This window comes from Ramlibacter sp. (assembly GCF_028292805.1).
Classification (GTDB): Bacteria; Pseudomonadota; Gammaproteobacteria; order Burkholderiales; family Burkholderiaceae_C; genus Ramlibacter.
Window position 1 is genome coordinate 1 of the sequence record NZ_JAQGLS010000166.1, and the last position, 18574, is coordinate 18574.

Consider the following 18574-nt stretch of genomic DNA (forward strand, 5'->3'; position numbering starts at 1 on the left):
CGGCAAGGCCTTCCACGGCCCGGCCTTCACCGACGACCGGGAGCTGCCGCGCGACGGCCGCCGCACCGTGCTGGTGGTGGAAGACGATCCGGTGTTCGCCCGCATCCTGCTGGACCTGGCGCACGAGCTGGGCTACCGCTGCCTGGTATCGCACCACGCCGACGAAGGCTGCGCACTGGCCATGGAGCAGGTGCCCGACGCCGTGCTGCTGGACATGCAGCTGCCCGACGACTCCGGCCTGTCGGTGCTGCAAAGGCTCAAGGAAGACCCGCGCACCCGCCACGTGCCGGTGCACGTGATCTCGGTGGAAGACCGCAGCGAGACGGCGTTGAGCCTGGGCGCCGTGGGCTACGCGCGCAAGCCGGCCAGCCGCGAGCAGCTGCAGCACGTGTTCGCGCGGCTGGAGTCCAAGCTGAGCCAGAAGGTCAAGCGCGTGCTGCTGGTGGAAGACGATCTGCGCCAGCAGGAAAGCGTCACGCGCCTGATCGGCGACGGCGACAGCGACGTCGAGATCGTGGCCGTCGCGCAAGGCCGGCAGGCGCTGGCGGCGCTGGAGACTTCGGTGTTCGACTGCATGATCATCGACCTGAAGCTGCCCGACATGACGGGGCAGGAGCTGCTGCGCCGCATGGCCTCGGGCGAGAGCCGCTCGTTCCCGCCGGTGATCGTCTACACCGGCCGCAACCTGACGCGGGCCGAAGAATCGGAGCTGATGCGCTATTCGCGCTCCATCATCATCAAGGGCGCGCGCTCGCCCGAGCGGCTGCTCGACGAAGTGACGCTGTTCCTGCACAAGGTGGAAAACCAGCTGTCAAGCGAGCGGCAAAAGATGCTGCGCACCGCGCGCAACCGCGACAAGGCCTTTGAAGGCCGCCGCATCCTGGTGGTGGACGACGACATGCGCAACATTTTCGCGCTGACCAGCGCGCTGGAGCAAAAGGGCGCCGACGTCGAGGTGGCGCGCAACGGCATCGAGGCGCTGGACAAGCTGGCCCGGGGCGGCGAGCAACTCGACCTGGTGCTGATGGACATCATGATGCCGGAGATGGACGGCTACACCGCCATGCGCGAGATCCGCAAGGACGCGCGCTGGCAGAAGCTGCCGATCATCGCGGTGACCGCCAAGGCGATGAAGGAAGACCAGGAGCGCTGCCTGGCCGCCGGCGCCAACGACTACCTGGCCAAGCCGATCGAGCTGGAACGGCTGTTCTCGCTGATGCGCGTGTGGATGCCGAAACTGGAGCGAATATGAGCACCGCACGGCCGCCCGAAGGTGCTCGCCCCCTCCGCTTGCGGAGGGGGGAGGAGCAGCCCGCACAGCGGACCATCCTGGGGGAGGTTTCCTGATGCCCGGATTGGCGGACATCGAGATCCGCCTCCTGATCGAGGCGGTGTTCCTGCGCTACGGCCACGACTTTCGCGACTACTCGCCGGCCTCGCTCAAGCGGCGCGTGCTGCAGGCGCGCGAGCGCATGGGCGCGGCGTCGATCTCGGCGCTGCAGGAGCGGGTGCTGCACGACGCCGCGGAATTCTCGCAGCTGCTGCAGTACCTGACGGTGCCGGTCAGCGAGATGTTCCGCGACCCACCCTACTTCCTGGCGCTGCGCCAGCAGGTCATCCCGGTGCTGCGCACCTACCCGTCGATCAAGGTCTGGGTCGCCGGCTGCAGCACCGGCGAGGAGCCCTACTCGCTGGCGATCCTGCTGCAGGAGGAAGGGCTGCTCGATCGGACCATCCTGTATGCGACCGACATCAACCATGCCTCGCTGGACAAGGCGCGCCAGGGCATCTTCGGGCTGGAGGCGGTGCGCGCCTTCACCCGCAACTACCAGCGCTCGGGCGGGCTGCGCAGCTTCAGCGACTACTACACGGCGGCCTACGGCGGCGCCCTGTTCGACAAGTCGCTGCGCGACAGCATCACCTTCGCCGACCACAGCCTGGCCACCGACTCGGTGTTTTCCGAGACCCAGCTGGTCTCCTGCCGCAACGTCCTGATCTATTTCAACCGCAAGCTGCAGGATCGGGCGCTGGCCCTGTTCCACGAATCGCTGTCGCACCGCGGCTTCCTGGGCCTGGGCACCAAGGAGACGCTGGATTTCTCCGGCTACGCGGGCCGCTTCGACGTGGTCAGCCGCGCAGAGCGCGTCTACCGCAAGGCCGCGCGATGAAGACCAGCCTGCCCGCCGATTTCTCGCACGCCGTCGAGGCGGTGGCCATCGGCGCCTCGGCCGGCGGCATCGACGCCCTGTTCACGCTGCTGGCCGGCCTGCAGGCGCCGTTTCGCGGCACGGTGATCACCGTGCTGCACCTGCCGCAGAACCACCAGAGCAAGCTGGTGGAAGTGTTCGCCGCGCGCCTTGGCATTCCGGTGGAGGAAGCGCAGCCGCACGCGCCGGTGGCCTCGGGCAGGGTCTACTTTGCACCGCCGGGCTACCATCTGCTGGTGGAGGCGGACCGCACCTTTTCCCTCAGCTGCGACGCACCCGTGCTGTTCTCGCGCCCGTCGATCGACGTGCTGATGGAGTCGTGCGCCGACCTGTATGGCGCCGACATGGCCGGCATCGTCCTCACCGGCGCCAACCAGGACGGGGCCCGCGGACTGGCGCGCATCGGCGCTGGTGGCGGCCTGACGGCGGTGCAGGAGCCGCAGGAGGCGGCGCACGTGGCGATGCCGCTGGCCGCGATCCGGCTGGCCGCCCCCGGCTATGTCCTTCCGCTGGCGGGCCTGCGCAGCCTGTTGCACACTCTGGTGCGCTGATGAGTTCCATTCCCGACGTCAATGTCCTGCTGGTCGACGACCTGCCCGAGAACCTGCTCGCGCTGGAGGCGCTGATCCGCCAGCCGGGCCGCCGCATCTTCACCGCCCGCTCGGGCGACCAGGCGCTGTCGCTGATGCTGGAGCACGCCTTCGCGCTCGCCATCCTGGACGTGCAGATGCCGGCCATGAACGGCTTCGAGCTGGCCGAGCTGATGCGCGGCACCGAGCGCACCCGCACCATCCCGATCGTGTTCGTCAGCGCCGCCGGGCGCGAGCAGAACTACGCCTTCCGCGGCTACGAGTCGGGGGCGGTCGACTTCCTGTACAAGCCGCTGGACCCGCACACGGTGCGCAGCAAGGTCGCCGTGTTCGTCGACCTGTTCCGCCAGCGGCTGGAACTGCAGGCCACGCGGGACGAGCTGCAACGCGCCGTGACCATGCGCGACGACTTCATGTCGATGGTGTCGCACGAGCTGCGCAACCCGCTCAACTCGGTCTACCTGCAGGCGCAGCTGCGCCGCAAGATGCTCACCGGGCCGGAGCCGTCCCGGACCGACGCCATGCTCAGGCTGGTGGACCGTGACGAGCGGCAGATCCGCAACATGATCCGCCTGCTGGACGACATGCTGGACGTCTCACGGCTGCGCACCGGGCGGCTGGCCATGGTGCCGGCGCCGTACGACCTGGCGGAACTGTCGCGGCGCGTGGTCGAGGCCATCAACGACCTGGCGGCCACGGCCGGCTGCTCGGTGCTGATCCAGGCGCCGCAGGCGCTGCCCATCGAAGGCGACGAGTTCCGCATCGAGCAGGTGATCACCAACTTGCTGACCAACGCGCTGCGCTACGGGCAGGGCAAGCCGGTGGCGGTGACGGTCAGCCGCAACGGGCAGCAGGCCAGCGTGTCGGTGCGGGACCAGGGCATGGGCATCGCCCAGGCCGACCAGGACCGCATCTTCGAGCAGTTCGAGCGGGCCGAGGGCTCGCAGCAGGTGCCGGGCCTGGGCCTGGGCCTGTTCATCGCCCGCCAGATCGTGCAGGCCCACAGCGGCCGTCTCGAAGTGCGCAGCCAGCCCGGCGCCGGCGCCGAGTTCGTCCTGCACCTGCCCCTGCCGTCGGCCACGTGACAGAATGACGGGTTGCCGCCAGTGGCGGCCCAGTCAAACGCAGGAAGCACTCAAAATGGACGCAGAACGTACCAACCTCATCGGCACCACCTTGGCGGACCTGCAGGCCCGCACGGCGGACCTTCGGGGGTATCTTTGACTACGATTCCAAAGCCGAACGCCTGAGGACCGTCAACGCCTCGCTGGAAGACCCGCAGGTCTGGAACGACCCCAAGAGAGCCCAGGAACTGGGCCGCGAAAAAAAGCAGCTGGAAGGCGTCGTCAACTCCCTGCAGAAGCTGCAGAGCGAACTGGCGGACAACCTTGAGCTGTTCGAGATGAGCAAGGAGGAAGGCGATGACGCCGGCCTCGCGAGCATCGAGGCCGACTGCGCCAAGCTGGCGGCCGAGGTCGAGGGGCTGGAGTTCCGCCGCATGTTCAACCAGCCGGCGGACCCGAACAACTGCTTCCTGGACCTGCAGGCCGGCGCCGGCGGCACCGAGGCGTGCGACTGGACCAGCATGCTGCTGCGCCAGTACCTCAAGTACGCCGAGCGCAAGGGCTTCAAGACCACGGTGGAAGACGAAACCCCGGGCGACACCGCGGGCATCAAGGGCGCGACGATCAAGATCGAGGGCGAGTACGCCTTCGGCCTGCTGCGCACCGAGACCGGCGTGCACCGGCTGGTGCGCAAATCGCCGTTCGACTCCTCGGGCGGCCGCCACACCAGCTTTGCCAGCGTGTTCGTCTATCCCGAAATCGACGACTCGATCGAGATCGACATCAACCCGGCCGACGTGCGGGTGGACACCTACCGCGCCTCGGGCGCCGGCGGCCAGCACATCAACAAGACCGACTCGGCGGTGCGGCTGACCCACATCCCGACCAACATCGTGGTGCAGTGCCAGGACAGCCGCAGTCAGCACAGCAACCGCGACGTGGCCTGGAAGCGCCTGCGCTCGCGGCTGTACGACCATGAGATGCGCAAGCGCATGGAAGAGCAGCAAAAGCTCGAAGACAGCAAGACCGACGTCGGCTGGGGCCACCAGATCCGCAGCTACGTGCTGGACAACAGCCGGATCAAGGACTTGCGCACCGGGGTCGAGATCTCGGCCACCCAGAAGGTGCTGGACGGCGACCTCGATGTGTTCATCGAAGCGTCGCTCAAGCAGGGCGTCTGATGGGCACTCCCGCCCTCGTCTTCGACATGGACGGCACCATGGTCGACTCGATGCCGGCGCATGCGCGCAGCTGGGAGGCGTTCACCCGCCGCCATGGCATCGCGCTGCCGGTGGCCGAGGTGCTGCGGCGCACGACCGGGCGCACCGGCGTCGAGTGCATCCGCGAGCTGATGGGCGAGGTGGGCGAGCCGCGGGCATTGGAGCTGATCGGCGAGAAGGAGGCGCTGTACCGCGCAGCCTTCGCCGGCGAATTCCGCGAAGTGGCGGGCTTTCGCCGCTTCACGGTGCAGGCACAGGAGCGCGGGTTGCGTTGGGCGGTGGCGACCGCCGGCGACAAGCACAACATCGCCTTCGTCCTCGAGCACCTGCAGCTGGCGCAGCCGCCGCGCGCCATCGTCGGCGGCGACGAAGGCCTGCGCGGCAAGCCCGAGCCCGACCTGTTCCTGGAAGCCGCGCGCCGCATCGGCGCCGCGCCGGCGGACTGCATCGTGTTCGAGGATGCGCCGTTCGGGATCGAGGCGGCGCACCGCGCCGGGATGCGGGCCGTGGCCATCTGCAGCACGCACGGCCCGCGCGAGCTGGCCGGCCCGCACGTGATCGCGCAGGTGCGCGACTACGAGGAACTGATGACAACGAACTTCCTGGAGAGCCTGGATGCGTGAAGGACAATCTAAAGTGATCTATCGCGCCGACTACCAGCCGCCCGCGTTCTGGATCGACAGCGTCGACCTGTGCTTCGACCTGGACCCGGCCAAGACCCGCGTTCTGAACCGCATGCAGGTGCGCCGCAACCCGGACGTGCCGGCGCAGGCGCTGCGGCTGGACGGCGAGGAGCTGAACCTGGCCCGCGTGCTGGTCGCCGGCCAGGGCACCTCGTTCAAGCTGGAAGACGGCCAGCTGGTGCTGGAGAACCTGCCGCAAGGCAACGACCCGTTCGAGCTGGAGATCTTCACCACCTGCGCCCCGGCCAAGAACACCAAGCTGATGGGCCTGTACGTCAGCAACGACTCGTTCTTCACCCAGTGCGAAGCCGAGGGCTTTCGCCGCATCACCTACTTCCTGGACCGCCCGGACGTGATGGCCAGCTACACCGTCACCTTGCGCGCCGACCGTCGCAAGTACCCGGTGCTGCTGTCGAACGGCAACCTGGTGGAGGAAGGCAAGCTGGACGACGGCCGCCACTTTGCCAAATGGGTGGACCCGTTTCGCAAGCCCAGCTACCTGTTCGCGCTGGTGGCCGGCCAGCTGGTGTGCCGCGAGCAGCGCATCACCTCGCGCAGCGGCAACGACCATCTGCTGCAGGTGTTCGTGCGCCCCGGCGACCTGGACAAGACCGAGCATGCGATGAACTCGCTGATGCACTCGGTGGCCTGGGACGAGGCGCGCTTCAACCTGTCGCTCGACCTGGAGCGCTTCATGATCGTCGCCACCAGCGACTTCAACATGGGCGCGATGGAAAACAAGGGGCTGAACGTCTTCAACACGAAGTACGTGCTGGCCAGCCAGGCCACCGCCACCGACACCGATTTCGGCAACATCGAAAGCGTGGTCGGCCACGAGTACTTCCACAACTGGACCGGCAACCGCGTGACCTGCCGCGACTGGTTCCAGCTGTCGCTCAAGGAAGGCCTGACGGTGTTCCGCGACCAGGAGTTCAGCCAGGACCTGGCCGGCAGCCCCTCGGCCCGGGCCGTCAAGCGGATCGAGGACGTGCGGGTGCTGCGCACCGCGCAGTTCCCGGAAGACGCCGGCCCGATGGCGCACCCGGTGCGGCCCGACCAGTACCTGGAGATCAACAACTTCTACACGGTCACCATCTACGAAAAGGGCGCCGAGGTCGTGCGGATGATGCAGACGCTGGTGGGCCGCGACGGCTTCGCCAAGGGCATGGCGTTGTACTTCGAGCGCCACGACGGCCACGCGGTCACCTGCGACGATTTCGCCCAGGCCATCGCCGACGCCAACCCCGAGTCGCAGCTGGCCCGGCGCCTGGACCAGTTCAAGCGCTGGTACAGCCAGGCCGGCACGCCGCGGCTGAAGGCGGTGACAAGTTTCGATGCCGGCGCCGGCGTCTACAGCGTGACGCTGTCGCAAAGCTGCGCGCCCACGCCCGGCCAGCCGGAAAAGCTGCCGTTCGTGATTCCGGTCGCGCTCGGCCTGCTGACGGTCGACGGCAAGGAGCTGAGCAGCGGCATGCATGTGCTGACGCAGGAGAGCGAGACGCTCACCTTCCCGGGCCTGGCCGCCGAACCGGTGCCGTCGCTGCTGCGCGGCTTCAGCGCGCCGGTGGTGCTGGACTACGATTACAGCGACGCGCAACTGCTGACGCTGCTGGCGCACGACGCCGACCCGTTCAACCGCTGGGAAGCGGCGCAGCGCCTGGGCACCGGCCGGGCGCTGGCGTTCATCCGCAACCCGCAGGCTGAGGTGCGGCTGGACGACGCCTACCTGGAGTCCATGCGCAGCGTGCTGCGCCACCCGCAGCTGGATGCAGCCTTCAAGGAACTGGTGCTGACGCTGCCGGCCGAAACCTTCATCGCCGAACAGCTGGACGTGGTGGACCCGCAGCGCGTCCACGCGGTGCGCGAAGGCATGCGCCAGCACCTGGCCGAGGCGCTGGTCGCCGACTGGGCCTGGGCCGTCCAGGCGCACAGCGACAGCGGCGCCTACCAGCCGGACCCGGTCTCCAGCGGCCGCCGCGCCCTGGCCGGGCTGGCGCTGACGCACCTGTGCCTGGCCGCCCGCACCTCGGGCGACACGGTGTGGCCCGGCAAGGCCTACCAGCGCTTCAAGGACGCCGGCAACATGACCGATCGGTTCAACGCCCTGGCGGCGCTGGTGGTGAGCGGCCATGCATTGGCCGCCAACGCGCTGCAGCGCTTCCATGCGCTGTTCAAGGACGAGCCTCTCGTGCTGGACAAGTGGTTCGCGCTGCAGGCCGGCGCGCCCGACCGCGGCGGCAACGTGCTGCCGGTGGTCAAGCAGTTGATGAAGCATGCGGACTTCAACATCCGCAACCCGAACCGCGCCCGCAGCGTGATCTTCAGCTACTGCAGCGCCAACCCCGGCGCCTTCCACCGCGCCGACGCCGCCGGCTATGTGTACTGGAGCGAGCGGGTGGTGGAACTGGACGCGATCAACCCGCAGGTGGCCGCGCGGCTGGCGCGGGCACTGGACCGCTGGAACAAGCTGGTGGAGCCGCAGCGCGGCGCCGCCCGCGAGGCGATCGCCCGGGTGGCGGCCCGGCCCGACCTGAGCAACGACGTGCGCGAAGTGGTCACGCGCGCACTGGCGGAGTGAGGCAGCCATGGCGGCACCCAGAAACGCCTTCTACGCCCAGTCCGGCGGCGTCACCGCCGTCATCAACGCCAGCGCCTGTGGGGTGATCGAGACGGCCCGCGCCAACCACAGCAAGATGGGCAAGGTCTACGCGGGCCGCAACGGGATCATCGGCGCGCTGACCGAAGAGCTGATCGACACCAGCCGCGACAGTGCGGCGGCGATCGCGCTGCTGCGCGCCACGCCTTCGGGCGCCTTCGGCTCCTGCCGCTACAAGCTCAAGTCCGTGGAAGCCAACCGGCGCGAGTACGAGCGCCTGCTCGAGGTGTTCAAGGCCCACGACATCGGCTATTTCTTCTACAACGGCGGCGGCGACTCGGCCGACACCTGCTTCAAGGTGAGCCAGTTGTCCGAGAGCATGGGGTATCCGATCCAGGCGATCCACGTGCCCAAGACCGTCGACAACGACCTGCCAGTCACCGACTGCTGCCCGGGCTTCGGCTCGGTCGCCAAGTACGTGGCCGTGTCGGCGCTCGAAGCTTCGTTCGACGTGCGCTCCATGGCCAGGACCTCGACCAAGGTGTTCGTGCTCGAGGTCATGGGCCGGCACGCCGGCTGGATCGCGGCGGCCGGCGGTCTGATCGAGGACGAAGGCATCCCGGTGGTGGTGCTGTTCCCGGAAATCCCGTTCGACGAAAAGCAGTTCACCGACCGCGTGGACGCGCTGGTCAAGCAACACGGCTACTGCACGGTGATCGTCTCGGAAGGCTGCCACCGCCCCGACGGCAGCTTCCTGGCCGAGCAAGGCAGCAAGGATGCCTTCGGCCACGCCCAGCTGGGCGGCGCGGCGCCGGTGGTGGCGGGCATCGTCAAGCGCGCGCTCGGGCACAAGTTTCATTGGGCGGTGGCCGACTACCTGCAGCGCGCCGCGCGCCACATCGCCTCGGCGACCGACGTCCAGCAAGCCTACGAGGTGGGCGCGGCGGCGGTCGAGCTGGCGCTGGCCGGCCACAACGCCGTGATGCCGACCATCGAGCGCGTGAGCGACACGCCGTACCAATACCGCATCGGCATGGCGCCCTTGTCGGCGGTGGCCAACGTCGAGAAATTCATGCCGCGCGACTTCATCACCGCCGACGGCTTCGGCATCACCGAGGCCTGCAAGCGCTACCTGCGCCCCCTGATCCAGGGCGAGGACTTCCCCCAATTCAGCAACGGCCTGCCGGTCTATGCGACGCTGGCGAACGTCGCCGTGGCCCGCAAGCTGCCGCCCTTTGAACTGCGCTGAGCGCCCCCCCCGATGACCTCCAAGATCTCCCTGACCCGCTACCTCGTCGAAAAACAGCGCATCCACGACCGCATCCCGTCGGACCTGCGGCTGTTGCTGGAGGTGGTGGCGCGCGCCTGCAAGAGCATCAGCCACGCCGTGACCAAGGGCGCGCTGGGCGACGTGCTCGGCTCCGCCGGCACCGGCAACGTGCAGGGCGAAATCCAGAAGAAGCTGGACATCATCGCCAACGAGGTGCTGATCGAGGCCAACGAATGGGGCGGCCACCTGGCGGCCATGGCCAGCGAGGAGATGGAGGGCATCTACGTGGTGCCCAACCGCTACCCGCAGGGCGAGTATTTGCTGCTGTTCGACCCGCTGGACGGCTCCTCGAACATCGACGTCAACGTGAGCATCGGCACCATCTTCAGCGTGCTCAAGAAGCCCGAAGCCAACGGCGCCGGCGTGAGCGAGCAGGACTTCCTGCAAGCGGGCAACAGGCAGGTGGCGGCCGGCTACTGCATCTACGGCCCGCAGACCACGCTGGTGCTGACGGTGGGCGACGGCGTGGCGATGTTCACGCTGGACAGCGAGCAAGGCTCCTTCGTGCTGACGCAGGAAGACGTGCGCATCCCGGAGGACACCAGGGAGTTCGCCATCAACATGTCCAACATGCGGCACTGGGCCGCCCCGGTGCGCCGCTACATCGACGAATGCCTGGCCGGCAAGGAAGGCCCGCGCGGCAAGGACTTCAACATGCGCTGGGTGGCCTCCATGGTGGCCGACGTGCACCGCATCCTGACGCGCGGCGGCATCTTCCTGTACCCATGGGACAAGCGCGAGCCGGACAAGCCCGGCAAGCTGCGGCTGCTGTACGAGGCCAACCCCATGGGCTGGTTGGTGGAGCAGGCCGGTGGCGCCATCACCAACGGCAAGCAGCGCATCCTGGACATCCAGCCGGGCACGCTGCACGAACGCGTGTCGGTGATCCTCGGCTCCAGGAACGAGGTGGAGCGGGTGACGGGCTACCACGCGGGCTGAGGCCGGACACTGTCGTGCCGGCGCAGGCCGGACCGGAATCCCGCCCGAAGCCCCGCTATAATCACAGGCTTCGCCGGAATAGCTCAGTTGGTAGAGCAGCGCATTCGTAATGCGAAGGTCGGGGGTTCGACTCCTCTTTCCGGCACCATGACTTGCCAAGGCCCGCCCCTCGTTTCGAGGCGCGGGCTTTTTGTCGTCCCGGGCCGGCGGACGCGACGCTTTTGGCTCCAAGCCTGCTACCGCCCTGGCTCTTGGGCGCCGTACTCCTTGAGGCGGTTGTACAAGGTCTTGATGCTGATCCCCAGGGCCGCGGCGGTGCGCTCCTTGTGGTTGCCGTGCTGCTCGAGCGTGGCCAGCACTGCTTCTTTCTCGACCTGCGCCAGCGTCCTGCCGGCAACCGGCTGAGCCGGGTGGGACCGGACCGCGGCGGCCGGGCGCGCGTCGCTTGGCAGCCAGGGGTGCTTGATCTCGTCGCCGGGCGTCATCACGTAGCTCTGGTGCAGGGCATTGCGCAGCTCGCGCACGTTGCCCGACCAGTGGCAGCGGGCCAGCCGCTGCAGCGCGGCCGGCGCCAGCTGCTTGAAGCCCCCCTCGGCACGGCCGATCTCGCGCAACAGGTGGGTCACGAGCAGGGGCAGGTCTTCCATCCGTTCGCGCAGCGGCGGCAACTGGAGCGGAAAGACGTTCAGCCGGTAGAACAGGTCCTGCCTGAACAGGCCGGCGGCCACGGCCTGCTGCAGGTCGCGGTTGCTGGCCGAGATCAGCCGCACGTCCACCACGCGGCGGGTCGCCGAGAACAGGGGGGTGTAGCTGCCGGTTTCCAGCACGTGCAGCAGCCTGGCCTGCATTGCCGCCGACATGTCGCAGATCTCGTCCAGGAACAGCGTTCCGCCGCGCGCCCGCTCGAGCAGCCCGGCGTGCTCTGCGTCGCCGGCGCGGCTGTTCTCGCTGCCGAACAGCTCGCTCTCCAGCGCATCTGGCCCGATCCCGCCACAGCTCACGGCGACGAACGGGGCAGGCTGGCGCCGGCTCAGGCCATGGATGGTGCGCGCCGCGAGTTCCTTGCCGGTGCCGCTCTCGCCGCTGACCAACACCGGGATGGACGACTGCGCGACCCGGCCGATCAGCTCGTACACCAGCTGCATCCGGCCGCTGCGCCCCACCAGCGCGCCGAAGGCCCCCGTGCGGGCCAGCTGGTCGCGCAGCGCAGCCACCTTGGCCTGCAGCAGGTCCGGCCGGGTCACGCGCGCCAGGATGCAGCCCAGCCGCGACGCGTCGACCGGCTTGAGCAGGTAGTCGGCAGCGCCGTAGCGCAAAGCCTGAATCGAAGTTTCCAGGCGGGCCAAGCCGGTCATCAGGATCACTTCCGATCGGCCCCGGACCGCGGGATCGTCGAGCAGGCTCATGCCATTGCCGTCGGGCAGTTCCAGATCGAGCAGCACCACGTCGGGCGGGCGGGCGGCGATCTGCCGGCGCGCCGATCCGAGCGACTGGGCGGTCGCCGCGTCGAAGCCGTGGTGCGCAACCAGCCTTGCCATCATCCGGCAGAAGTCGGGGTCGTCATCGACGATCAGCGCGCTGCCCATGCCGCCTCCTGCAGGTCGTCGAGGAGGGCCGCCAGCGTGGCCGACTGCCGCGCCGCGATCGCATGGGCCTCGTGCGCGGCGTCGCTGCCCGGCGCGCTGATGGCAGCGACGTCCAGCGCGGCCTGCAAGGAGCCGAGCCGGTTGCGCACCTGGTGGCAAAGCCTCAGGCCTTCAGTGCTGGCCGATGCATTGAATTCGAGCGACCGCCGGCATTCGAGCCAGGCCGTCGCCCGTTGCGCGCAGGCCGCGGCGGCTGCAAGCGTTCCCATTTCGATGCTCCAAAGCGCTGGGCTGGACTCAAGAATGTGTCGGATCGAATCCCGTGGAACGGTTGATTTTCTCGAATTTTCCGACCACGCGCCATCTGCATCAGCATTTTTTACCGCTGCGGAATTTGTTACCGGTGGCGTGTAGGCGGGTCTCGCAACCCGGGTCGGCACAGCGCCTGCAAGCCCGGGTCGCGCCGCAAAATGGCCCTCAGCCACCTGCAAGGAAAGCCATGAAAGCCACCACTCCAGGAATGAACCGCACCGGCGCCGTCGCCTCACCCGAGGGCACCGAAGCGATGACACTCGCCGCCGCCGAACTGACGCCCCAGGTTCCCATCGACACCAGCGCCAGCGACGCCGACCGGCTGCTGTACATCAACGAGGCCGACGCCGTCGGATCGATCCCGCCGCCGGTCGGCCTCAAGGGCGCCGTCAAGGCCGGCGTGGCCAAGCTGCGCGGCGGCAGCCCGTCCATCCTGCTGGACAAGATCGGCGAGCGCATCGCGTTCGAACGCGGGGGGACGCGCCTGTACGACGCACTCATCGTCAAGCACTCGGCCTTCGCGGACAGCCCCGATGGCGGCCTGCCGCCGGCCGAGCTGGTGCTCAAGCAGGAAGGCATGGGGGCCCTGGCACCGGTGCAGGGCGAGGCGCCTGCCCAGACGCTGGCACGCATCCGGTCCGAGGAGCAGGCGCACCTGCTGATGCTGTGCGCGGCAATGGAGCAGCTCGGTGGCGACCCGACGGCCCAGACACCGTGCGCCGACGTGATCGCGACTGCTTCCCTGGGCCTGATCCAGGTCGTCACGGATCCCCGCACCACCCTTGCGCAATGCCTCAACGCGATGCTCACCGCCGAATTGACCGACAACGCCGGCTGGGAGCTGCTGATCCAGCTGGCCGACCAGGCCGGCCAGGCGGAACTCTCGGGCCGCTTCCTCGGCGCATTCACCCAGGAGCAGGAGCACCTGGCCACCATCAGGGGCTGGCTGACGAACCTCGTCACCACCGGCGCCGGCACACCCGCGGTCTGAGCCGCCAGCTTTTTCAAGGATTCCCCATGGCCATCAATCTCCTGACAGACAAAGGCATCCCGCTGGCCCGTCAAAGGCTCAGCTGGAAAGACATGGTCGGCAAGCCGATCAGCAAGCTCGATGACGACGCCTTCAGCCGCGTGCGGGTCATCCTCATGAACGGAGTCGAGCTGGACTCCCTGCGCACCAAGCAGGTCGCCTTGCGCTGCAATGCGAACGCCCGGGTGCAACTGGCCCAGCTGATGCGCGTGGAGCAGCACCAGGCAACCTCCATCAACTGGCTGATCGGCGCCGACCACTCGCCGATCGAAACCACGATCGGCTACGAACAGACGGCCATCGAGGTGACGGCCTCGGTCGCCCAGCTCGAGCCCGACGCCTACCTGGCCCAGGGCTACCGCTACGCGCTGCTGGAGGACTTCGATCACCTGTACCGCTACACGGCGCTGCTGGACCGGCTGGAAGGCAAGGACGCCAACAACATCACCCAGGGCTACACCGACATCGTGCCTTCGCGCGCGACCTTGTTCCATCACCGCGCACCCGAGCACGACCTGCTCGAGCCGTATGGCCCCAACGCGGTGCTGGCCACCAAGCTGCACGCGCTGACGCTGACCGGCGGCGAGTACCAGACCCACGACTACTACATGAACATCGGGCCGCTGTTCGCGGACCCGCTGGCGCGCCAGCTCTATGCCGAGATCGCGTCGGTGGAATCGCAGCACATCGTCCACTACGGCTCGATGCTCAACCCGAACGAGTCGCCGCTGGAGAAGCTGCTGGTCGGCGAAGCCTGCGAAGTGTGGAACTACGCCGGCTGCCTGGCCCAGGAGACCAATCCGCGGCTGAAGGCCCTGTGGCAGACCTTCCTTGAGTTCGAGCTGGGCCACCTGCAGGTGGCCATCGCCCTGTTCAAGGAGGTCGAGCGCCGCGATCCCGCCGAGGTGCTCGGCGACGGCACGCTGCCGCCCTTCATCCGCTTCGAGAGCCACCGGGCCTACCTGCGCGAAGTGGTGGCCGCCGAATCGCAGCTGCGCAAGGACGGCACGCAGTTCGTCGACGAAGCGGCCGAAGGCAAGTCCTCCCTGGAGTACCGCGCGGCCGTGCACGCTGGCGGCTGTCCGTCGGAAATCGTCTCCGCCACCTACAGCTGGACCCCGGGGACCGAGCTGATGCGCGGTCTGCCGGTGCAGGCGACCTGAAGGGCGATGCAAAACTGCGCACCCGACGACCTCTGCCTGCACCAGCCGATCGGCCAGCGGCACGCCAAGGGATGAAACCAAGACGCGGGCGCATGAAAGTGCTGCTCGTTGAAGCCAGGCTCGGGCTGCGCGAGCAACTCCAGCGGGTGTTGCTCGCCATGCCCGGCGCGCGCGCAGGAGGCGCTGCGCAGGAGGCTGGCCCGGGTGTTTTCGAATCTCCTGACCGACGCGTCAAGTACACGCCCGCCGGCGGCAACATCTCGAGCTTGCCAGCGGCACGGCGCTGGTCGGCAGCGGGCAGGAGGCGATCGCGGCCGCCCGCCTCCGGCTGCGGGACGTCGCCATCCTGGACATCGGACTGCCGGACTGAGCGGCCACGAGGTCGGGCAGGCCTTGCGCGGCCTGCCGGGAGGCGACGAGCCGTGCTGATCGCGGCAACCGCTGGGGCCACGCGACGGACCGGGCGGCGTCCATGGCCGCCGGTTCGACGCCCACCTCACCAAGCCCGCCGACATGCGCCTGCTTGGGTGAGCTGGTGGAGAACTGACTGGCCGCAGGGTTCCGGCCACGGCCACGGCAGTCGTAACTTCGTCTTTTACTGATTCAACGGCAGAAATCATCTTCTTTTTCCTGCGGCGTAGGGCTGCTATGGTCGCTGTTCCGATCACCACCTTATGGGAACCCCTTCATGAAGAAAGCTTTGGCCGTTTTCGCGGTCGTCCTGGCCCTGGGAATGACAGCGGCGCTCGACGCCGAAGCCAGGCGTCTGGGTGGTGGCAAGTCCAGCGGCATGCAGCGCCAGAACGTCACCGCGCCAGCCAGCCAGGGCGGCAACGCCGCCAAGGGTGCGCCCAACCAGGCCGCTCCCGCCGCCGGAACTGCTGCTGCCGCCGCGGCCCCTGCCGCCGCTGCCGCCAAGCGCAGCTGGATGGGCCCGCTCGCCGGTTTGGCCGCCGGCATCGGCCTGATGGCCCTGGCGTCGCACTTCGGCTTCGGCGAGGCGATGGCCAACATGATGATGATCGGCCTGCTGGTGATGGCGGTGCTGGTGGTGGTCGGCTTGGTCATGCGCAAGCGCGCGGCCGGCCGCAACCCGGCGCTGGCGGGTGCCGGCGGCGCGGGCGGCCTGCTGCGCCAGCAAGCCAACACCTTGCGCAACGACACTGGCGCGCAGCAGCGCACCGGCTCGCTGATCGGCTCGGGCATCGGCGGCAGCGGCATCGGCGCGGTCGCCACGGCTGGCGTGGGCAACATCCCGGCCGACTTCGACACCGCCGCCTTCGAGCGCAATGCCAAGGACCGCTTCGTGGACCTGCAGGCGGCCAACGACGCACGCGACCTGACGCGCCTGCGCGACTACCTGACGCCTGAAATGTTCGAGGTGGTGCGGGCCGAGGTCGACTCGCGTGGCGCCGAACCCCAGCAAACCGAGGTCTTCGGCCTGGAAGCTCGGGTGCTCGACGTGGCGGAGGAAGAAGCGGCCTACGTGGTCAGCGTGCGCCTGACCGGCAGCCTGCGCCAGCAGCACGGCGCCATCCCGGAAGACCTGGACGAGATCTGGCACCTGACCAAGCCGCGCAGCGGCTTCGGCGGCTGGGTCGTCGCCGGCATCCAGCAGACCGAAGCCTCACCGCAGGCCTGAGCCCCAGGCAGCCGCCCCGCCGCAGGCACACTCCCGGGGATGGCTGCCCCGTTCAACTACCACCACCTCTACTACTTCTGGGTCGTTGCCAAGGAAGGCAGCATGACCCGGGCCGCGCAGCGGCTGGGGATGGCGGTGCAGACGGTCAGCGCCCAGGTGCGCACGCTCGAACAGTCGCTGGGCTACTCGCTGTTCAAGCCGGCCGGCCGCGGCATCGCATTGACTGAAGCCGGCGTGGCCGCGATGGCGCTGGCCGAGCAGATCTTCCAGCTCGGCGAACAGCTGCCGGCGGCAGTGCGCGAAGCTGCCACCGGCCAGGGCCTGCGGCTGGCCGTCGGCATCTCCGACGGCTTGCCCAAGCTGGTGGTCCACCACCTGTTGCGCCCGGCGCTGGACGCGCCCGGCGTTCGCCTGCTGTGCCACGAGGATGAATTCGATCGCCTGCTCGGCGACCTCGCGCTGCACCGCCTGGACGCCGTGCTCTCGGACCGCGCAGCGACCCCCAATCCCAACCTGCGGCTCTACAGCCACGCGCTCGGCGAAGCGCCGCTGGCGTGGTTCGCCCCGGTCGCCCTGGCGAAAAAATGCAAGCAGGATTTCCCGGCCTGCCTGGCGGAGATGCCGGTGCTGCTGCCCACCGGCCATGCCGCCGTGCGGGCACGGCTGGACCACTGGTTCGAGCGCAACGGCCTGCGGCCGCGGGTGGCCGGCGAGTTCGAGGACAGCGCCTTGCTGGCCGCCTTCGGCCGCAGCGGCATGGGCGCCTTCCCCGCTTCGCACTGGTCGCGCGACGAACTGCTCAAAGACCCGGGCCTGCGCCTGCTGGGCGACAGCCCGGAGCTGGTCGAGCATTTCTTCCTGATCTCCGCCGAACGCCGCATCCAGCATCCGCTGGTGCAGCGCTTGCTGCCGGGGCAGCACGGGGACGGCTGAGGCGCCAACTTTCGTCAGTTGCCCGCGCCGAACCGCACCGGCGGCGCCTGGCGATCGGCGCAGTGCGTTGACGCGTGCCACACTCGGATCGATGACATACCGAGTGAAGCTGTTCGAAGCCGACGTCAGCCCCGCAGACCTGCAGGCTGCGGAGGGGCGCTTTCGCGCGGCGCTGGAAGGCGAGCTGGGCGGGCCCGAGCTGGTGGTGCCGCTGTACCGGGCCGCGCAGCGCATCCTGCACAGCTACGGCGAAGACCCGGCAGACGAGCTTCTGACCGAGGACGAGCGGATGGTGTTCACCACCTGGCGCAGCGCGGAGAGGGCAGCCGTCGCCGCCGCCTTCGGCCCGAACCGCTACATGGGCGATGCCATGTACGAGATCCATGCGAATCACTGATCACATGGGGGGGGGAGAACCGTGCTGCGCGGTGCGCAGCACGGTTCTCGATCCAACGATGATGGCAAGGACAGGCACGAAAAGACTGCCTTGTCCCGCATGACCCCGGCAGAAAGCCAGGGTCGCTTCACTCCGCGCTGATCTTCGAGCTCTGGATCGTCCTGGCCCAGAACGCCGTCTCGCGCTGCACCAGCGCGTCCAGCTGCGCCGGCGGCAGGTAGCGCAAGTCGATGCCGGCAGCGGCGGCGCGGGTGCGCGTCTCGGGCAGTTCGAGCGCCTGCTTGATGCCGGCCGACAGCCTGGCGATCACGTCGGGCGGCGTGCCGGCCGGCGCGAAGATGCCGACCCAGGCCTCCAGCTCGAAGCCCTTGAGCCCCGCTTCGGCCGTGGTCGGCACCTGCGGCAGCGCCGGATGGCGCGCGTTGCTGGTCACCGCCAGGCCCTTGAGCTTGCCGGCCTGCACGTGGCCCATCACGGACGGCGGCGTCGTCATGAACACCTGCACCTGGCCGGACAGCACGTCCGAGATGGCGGCGCCCGAGCCGCGGTACGGAATGTGGACCATGCTGGTGCCGGTCTGGGCCTTGAACATCTCGGTGCCCACGTGCGACAGCGAGCCGTTGCCTTGCGAGGCCTAGCTCAGTCGTCCGGGATTCTTCTTCAGCTAGGCGATGAACTCCTGCAGGTTGGCGGCCGGCACCGAGGGATGCACCGCGATGACGTTGGTGGCCGCCGTGATCAGCGCCACCGGCGCCAGCTCGGCCTGCGTCCACGTCATCTTGGGGAACAGCGACGGGTTGCCCACGTGGTACGCGGAATACGAGGTCAGCAGCGTGTAGCCGTCGGCCGGCGCGCGCGCCACCTGCCCGTACGCCACGTTGC

16 protein-coding genes, 1 tRNA gene and 1 pseudogene are annotated in these 18574 nt (G+C 68.6%); 15 read left to right on the top strand and 3 right to left on the bottom strand.

All coding sequences use genetic code 11. The features are described from left to right. The 10 genes from JWP65_RS10390 to JWP65_RS10435 all read left to right on the top strand — a co-directional run. Positions 1-1252: response regulator (locus JWP65_RS10390; protein ID WP_299763402.1), on the top strand; the 1252-nt coding region annotated here is incomplete at its 5' end. Positions 1253-1346: 94 nt separating this feature from the next. Further along, on the top strand, positions 1347-2168 hold the full coding sequence (locus JWP65_RS10395; protein ID WP_299763404.1) for a protein-glutamate O-methyltransferase CheR: 822 nt from the start codon (positions 1347-1349) through the stop codon (positions 2166-2168). Next, on the top strand, positions 2165-2758 hold the full coding sequence (locus JWP65_RS10400; protein ID WP_299763406.1) for a chemotaxis protein CheB: 594 nt from the start codon (positions 2165-2167) through the stop codon (positions 2756-2758). The genes JWP65_RS10395 and JWP65_RS10400 overlap by 4 nt, the downstream gene beginning before the upstream one ends. After that, the gene (locus JWP65_RS10405; protein ID WP_299763408.1) at positions 2758-3882 is read left to right on the top strand and encodes a hybrid sensor histidine kinase/response regulator; all 1125 of its coding nucleotides are present in this window, start codon (positions 2758-2760) and stop codon (positions 3880-3882) included. Before JWP65_RS10400 ends, JWP65_RS10405 begins: the two co-directional genes overlap by 1 nt. Before the next feature lie 55 nt (positions 3883-3937). Then, a protein-coding gene (prfB, locus tag JWP65_RS10410) for a peptide chain release factor 2 (RefSeq protein WP_299763409.1) occupies positions 3938-5042 on the top strand; the annotation gives its coding sequence in 2 pieces (ribosomal slippage) (positions 3938-4018 and positions 4020-5042; 1104 coding nt in all). Next, positions 5042-5704 carry an HAD family phosphatase gene (locus JWP65_RS10415; RefSeq protein ID WP_299763411.1) on the top strand — a complete coding sequence of 221 codons (663 nt, stop codon included), beginning with the start codon at positions 5042-5044 and terminating at the stop codon, positions 5702-5704. Before prfB ends, JWP65_RS10415 begins: the two co-directional genes overlap by 1 nt. Beyond that, positions 5697-8342: an aminopeptidase N gene (pepN, locus tag JWP65_RS10420; RefSeq protein WP_299763413.1), complete on the top strand. Its 2646-nt coding sequence runs from the start codon at positions 5697-5699 to the stop codon at positions 8340-8342. The genes JWP65_RS10415 and pepN overlap by 8 nt, the downstream gene beginning before the upstream one ends. A gap of 7 nt (positions 8343-8349) precedes the next feature. Beyond that, positions 8350-9609, top strand: coding sequence for a 6-phosphofructokinase (locus tag JWP65_RS10425; protein WP_299763415.1), 1260 nt, complete (start codon positions 8350-8352; stop codon positions 9607-9609). Positions 9610-9621: 12 nt separating this feature from the next. Next, on the top strand, positions 9622-10629 hold the full coding sequence (locus tag JWP65_RS10430) for a class 1 fructose-bisphosphatase (protein ID WP_299763416.1): 1008 nt from the start codon (positions 9622-9624) through the stop codon (positions 10627-10629). Positions 10630-10701: 72 nt separating this feature from the next. Continuing rightward, a tRNA-Thr gene (locus tag JWP65_RS10435) sits at positions 10702-10777 on the top strand. 88 nt (positions 10778-10865) lie between these two features. Here JWP65_RS10435 and JWP65_RS10440 read toward each other — a convergent pair. Then, entirely contained in the window at positions 10866-12215 is a 1350-nt protein-coding gene (locus JWP65_RS10440) for a sigma-54 dependent transcriptional regulator (RefSeq protein ID WP_299763417.1), read from the bottom strand. After that, on the bottom strand, positions 12200-12484 hold the full coding sequence (locus JWP65_RS10445) for a hypothetical protein (protein ID WP_299763418.1): 285 nt from the start codon (positions 12482-12484) through the stop codon (positions 12200-12202). Before JWP65_RS10445 ends, JWP65_RS10440 begins: the two co-directional genes overlap by 16 nt. Positions 12485-12714: 230 nt before the next feature. On the opposite strand from JWP65_RS10445, the gene JWP65_RS10450 reads away from it, so the two are divergent. From JWP65_RS10450 to JWP65_RS10470, 5 genes are all read left to right on the top strand, one after another. After that, positions 12715-13518 carry a ferritin-like domain-containing protein gene (locus tag JWP65_RS10450; RefSeq protein ID WP_299763419.1) on the top strand — a complete coding sequence of 268 codons (804 nt, stop codon included), beginning with the start codon at positions 12715-12717 and terminating at the stop codon, positions 13516-13518. A 26-nt stretch (positions 13519-13544) separates the two neighbouring features. Further along, a complete protein-coding gene (locus tag JWP65_RS10455) occupies positions 13545-14720 on the top strand; it encodes a hypothetical protein (RefSeq protein ID WP_299763421.1) in 1176 nt (391 codons plus the stop codon). Positions 14721-15408: 688 nt separating this feature from the next. Next, positions 15409-16362 (top strand): TIM44-like domain-containing protein, encoded by a 954-nt coding sequence (locus JWP65_RS10460; RefSeq protein ID WP_299763423.1) that lies wholly within the window; start codon positions 15409-15411, stop codon positions 16360-16362. 39 nt (positions 16363-16401) lie between these two features. Then, a complete protein-coding gene (locus JWP65_RS10465) occupies positions 16402-17295 on the top strand; it encodes a LysR family transcriptional regulator (protein WP_299763424.1) in 894 nt (297 codons plus the stop codon). A gap of 91 nt (positions 17296-17386) precedes the next feature. Then, the gene (locus tag JWP65_RS10470) at positions 17387-17692 is read left to right on the top strand and encodes a hypothetical protein (protein WP_299763426.1); all 306 of its coding nucleotides are present in this window, start codon (positions 17387-17389) and stop codon (positions 17690-17692) included. Positions 17693-17819: 127 nt separating this feature from the next. Here JWP65_RS10470 and JWP65_RS10475 read toward each other — a convergent pair. Continuing rightward, positions 17820-18574 (bottom strand): annotated as a pseudogene (locus JWP65_RS10475) (Bug family tripartite tricarboxylate transporter substrate binding protein); the annotation flags it as partial.

Bases quoted from the DNA above. Each gene is read 5' to 3' on its own strand.
- JWP65_RS10395 (WP_299763404.1), top strand. From the start codon at position 1,347: ATGCCCGGATTGGCGGACATCGAGATCCGCCTCCTGATCGAGGCGGTG.
- JWP65_RS10400 (WP_299763406.1), top strand. From the start codon at position 2,165: ATGAAGACCAGCCTGCCCGCCGATTTCTCGCACGCCGTCGAGGCGGTG.
- JWP65_RS10405 (WP_299763408.1), top strand. From the start codon at position 2,758: ATGAGTTCCATTCCCGACGTCAATGTCCTGCTGGTCGACGACCTGCCC.
- JWP65_RS10415 (WP_299763411.1), top strand. From the start codon at position 5,042: ATGGGCACTCCCGCCCTCGTCTTCGACATGGACGGCACCATGGTCGAC.
- pepN (WP_299763413.1), top strand. From the start codon at position 5,697: ATGCGTGAAGGACAATCTAAAGTGATCTATCGCGCCGACTACCAGCCG.
- JWP65_RS10425 (WP_299763415.1), top strand. From the start codon at position 8,350: ATGGCGGCACCCAGAAACGCCTTCTACGCCCAGTCCGGCGGCGTCACC.
- JWP65_RS10430 (WP_299763416.1), top strand. From the start codon at position 9,622: ATGACCTCCAAGATCTCCCTGACCCGCTACCTCGTCGAAAAACAGCGC.
- JWP65_RS10440 (WP_299763417.1), bottom strand. From the start codon at position 12,215: ATGGGCAGCGCGCTGATCGTCGATGACGACCCCGACTTCTGCCGGATG.
- JWP65_RS10445 (WP_299763418.1), bottom strand. From the start codon at position 12,484: ATGGGAACGCTTGCAGCCGCCGCGGCCTGCGCGCAACGGGCGACGGCC.
- JWP65_RS10450 (WP_299763419.1), top strand. From the start codon at position 12,715: ATGAAAGCCACCACTCCAGGAATGAACCGCACCGGCGCCGTCGCCTCA.
- JWP65_RS10455 (WP_299763421.1), top strand. From the start codon at position 13,545: ATGGCCATCAATCTCCTGACAGACAAAGGCATCCCGCTGGCCCGTCAA.
- JWP65_RS10460 (WP_299763423.1), top strand. From the start codon at position 15,409: ATGAAGAAAGCTTTGGCCGTTTTCGCGGTCGTCCTGGCCCTGGGAATG.
- JWP65_RS10465 (WP_299763424.1), top strand. From the start codon at position 16,402: ATGGCTGCCCCGTTCAACTACCACCACCTCTACTACTTCTGGGTCGTT.
- JWP65_RS10470 (WP_299763426.1), top strand. From the start codon at position 17,387: ATGACATACCGAGTGAAGCTGTTCGAAGCCGACGTCAGCCCCGCAGAC.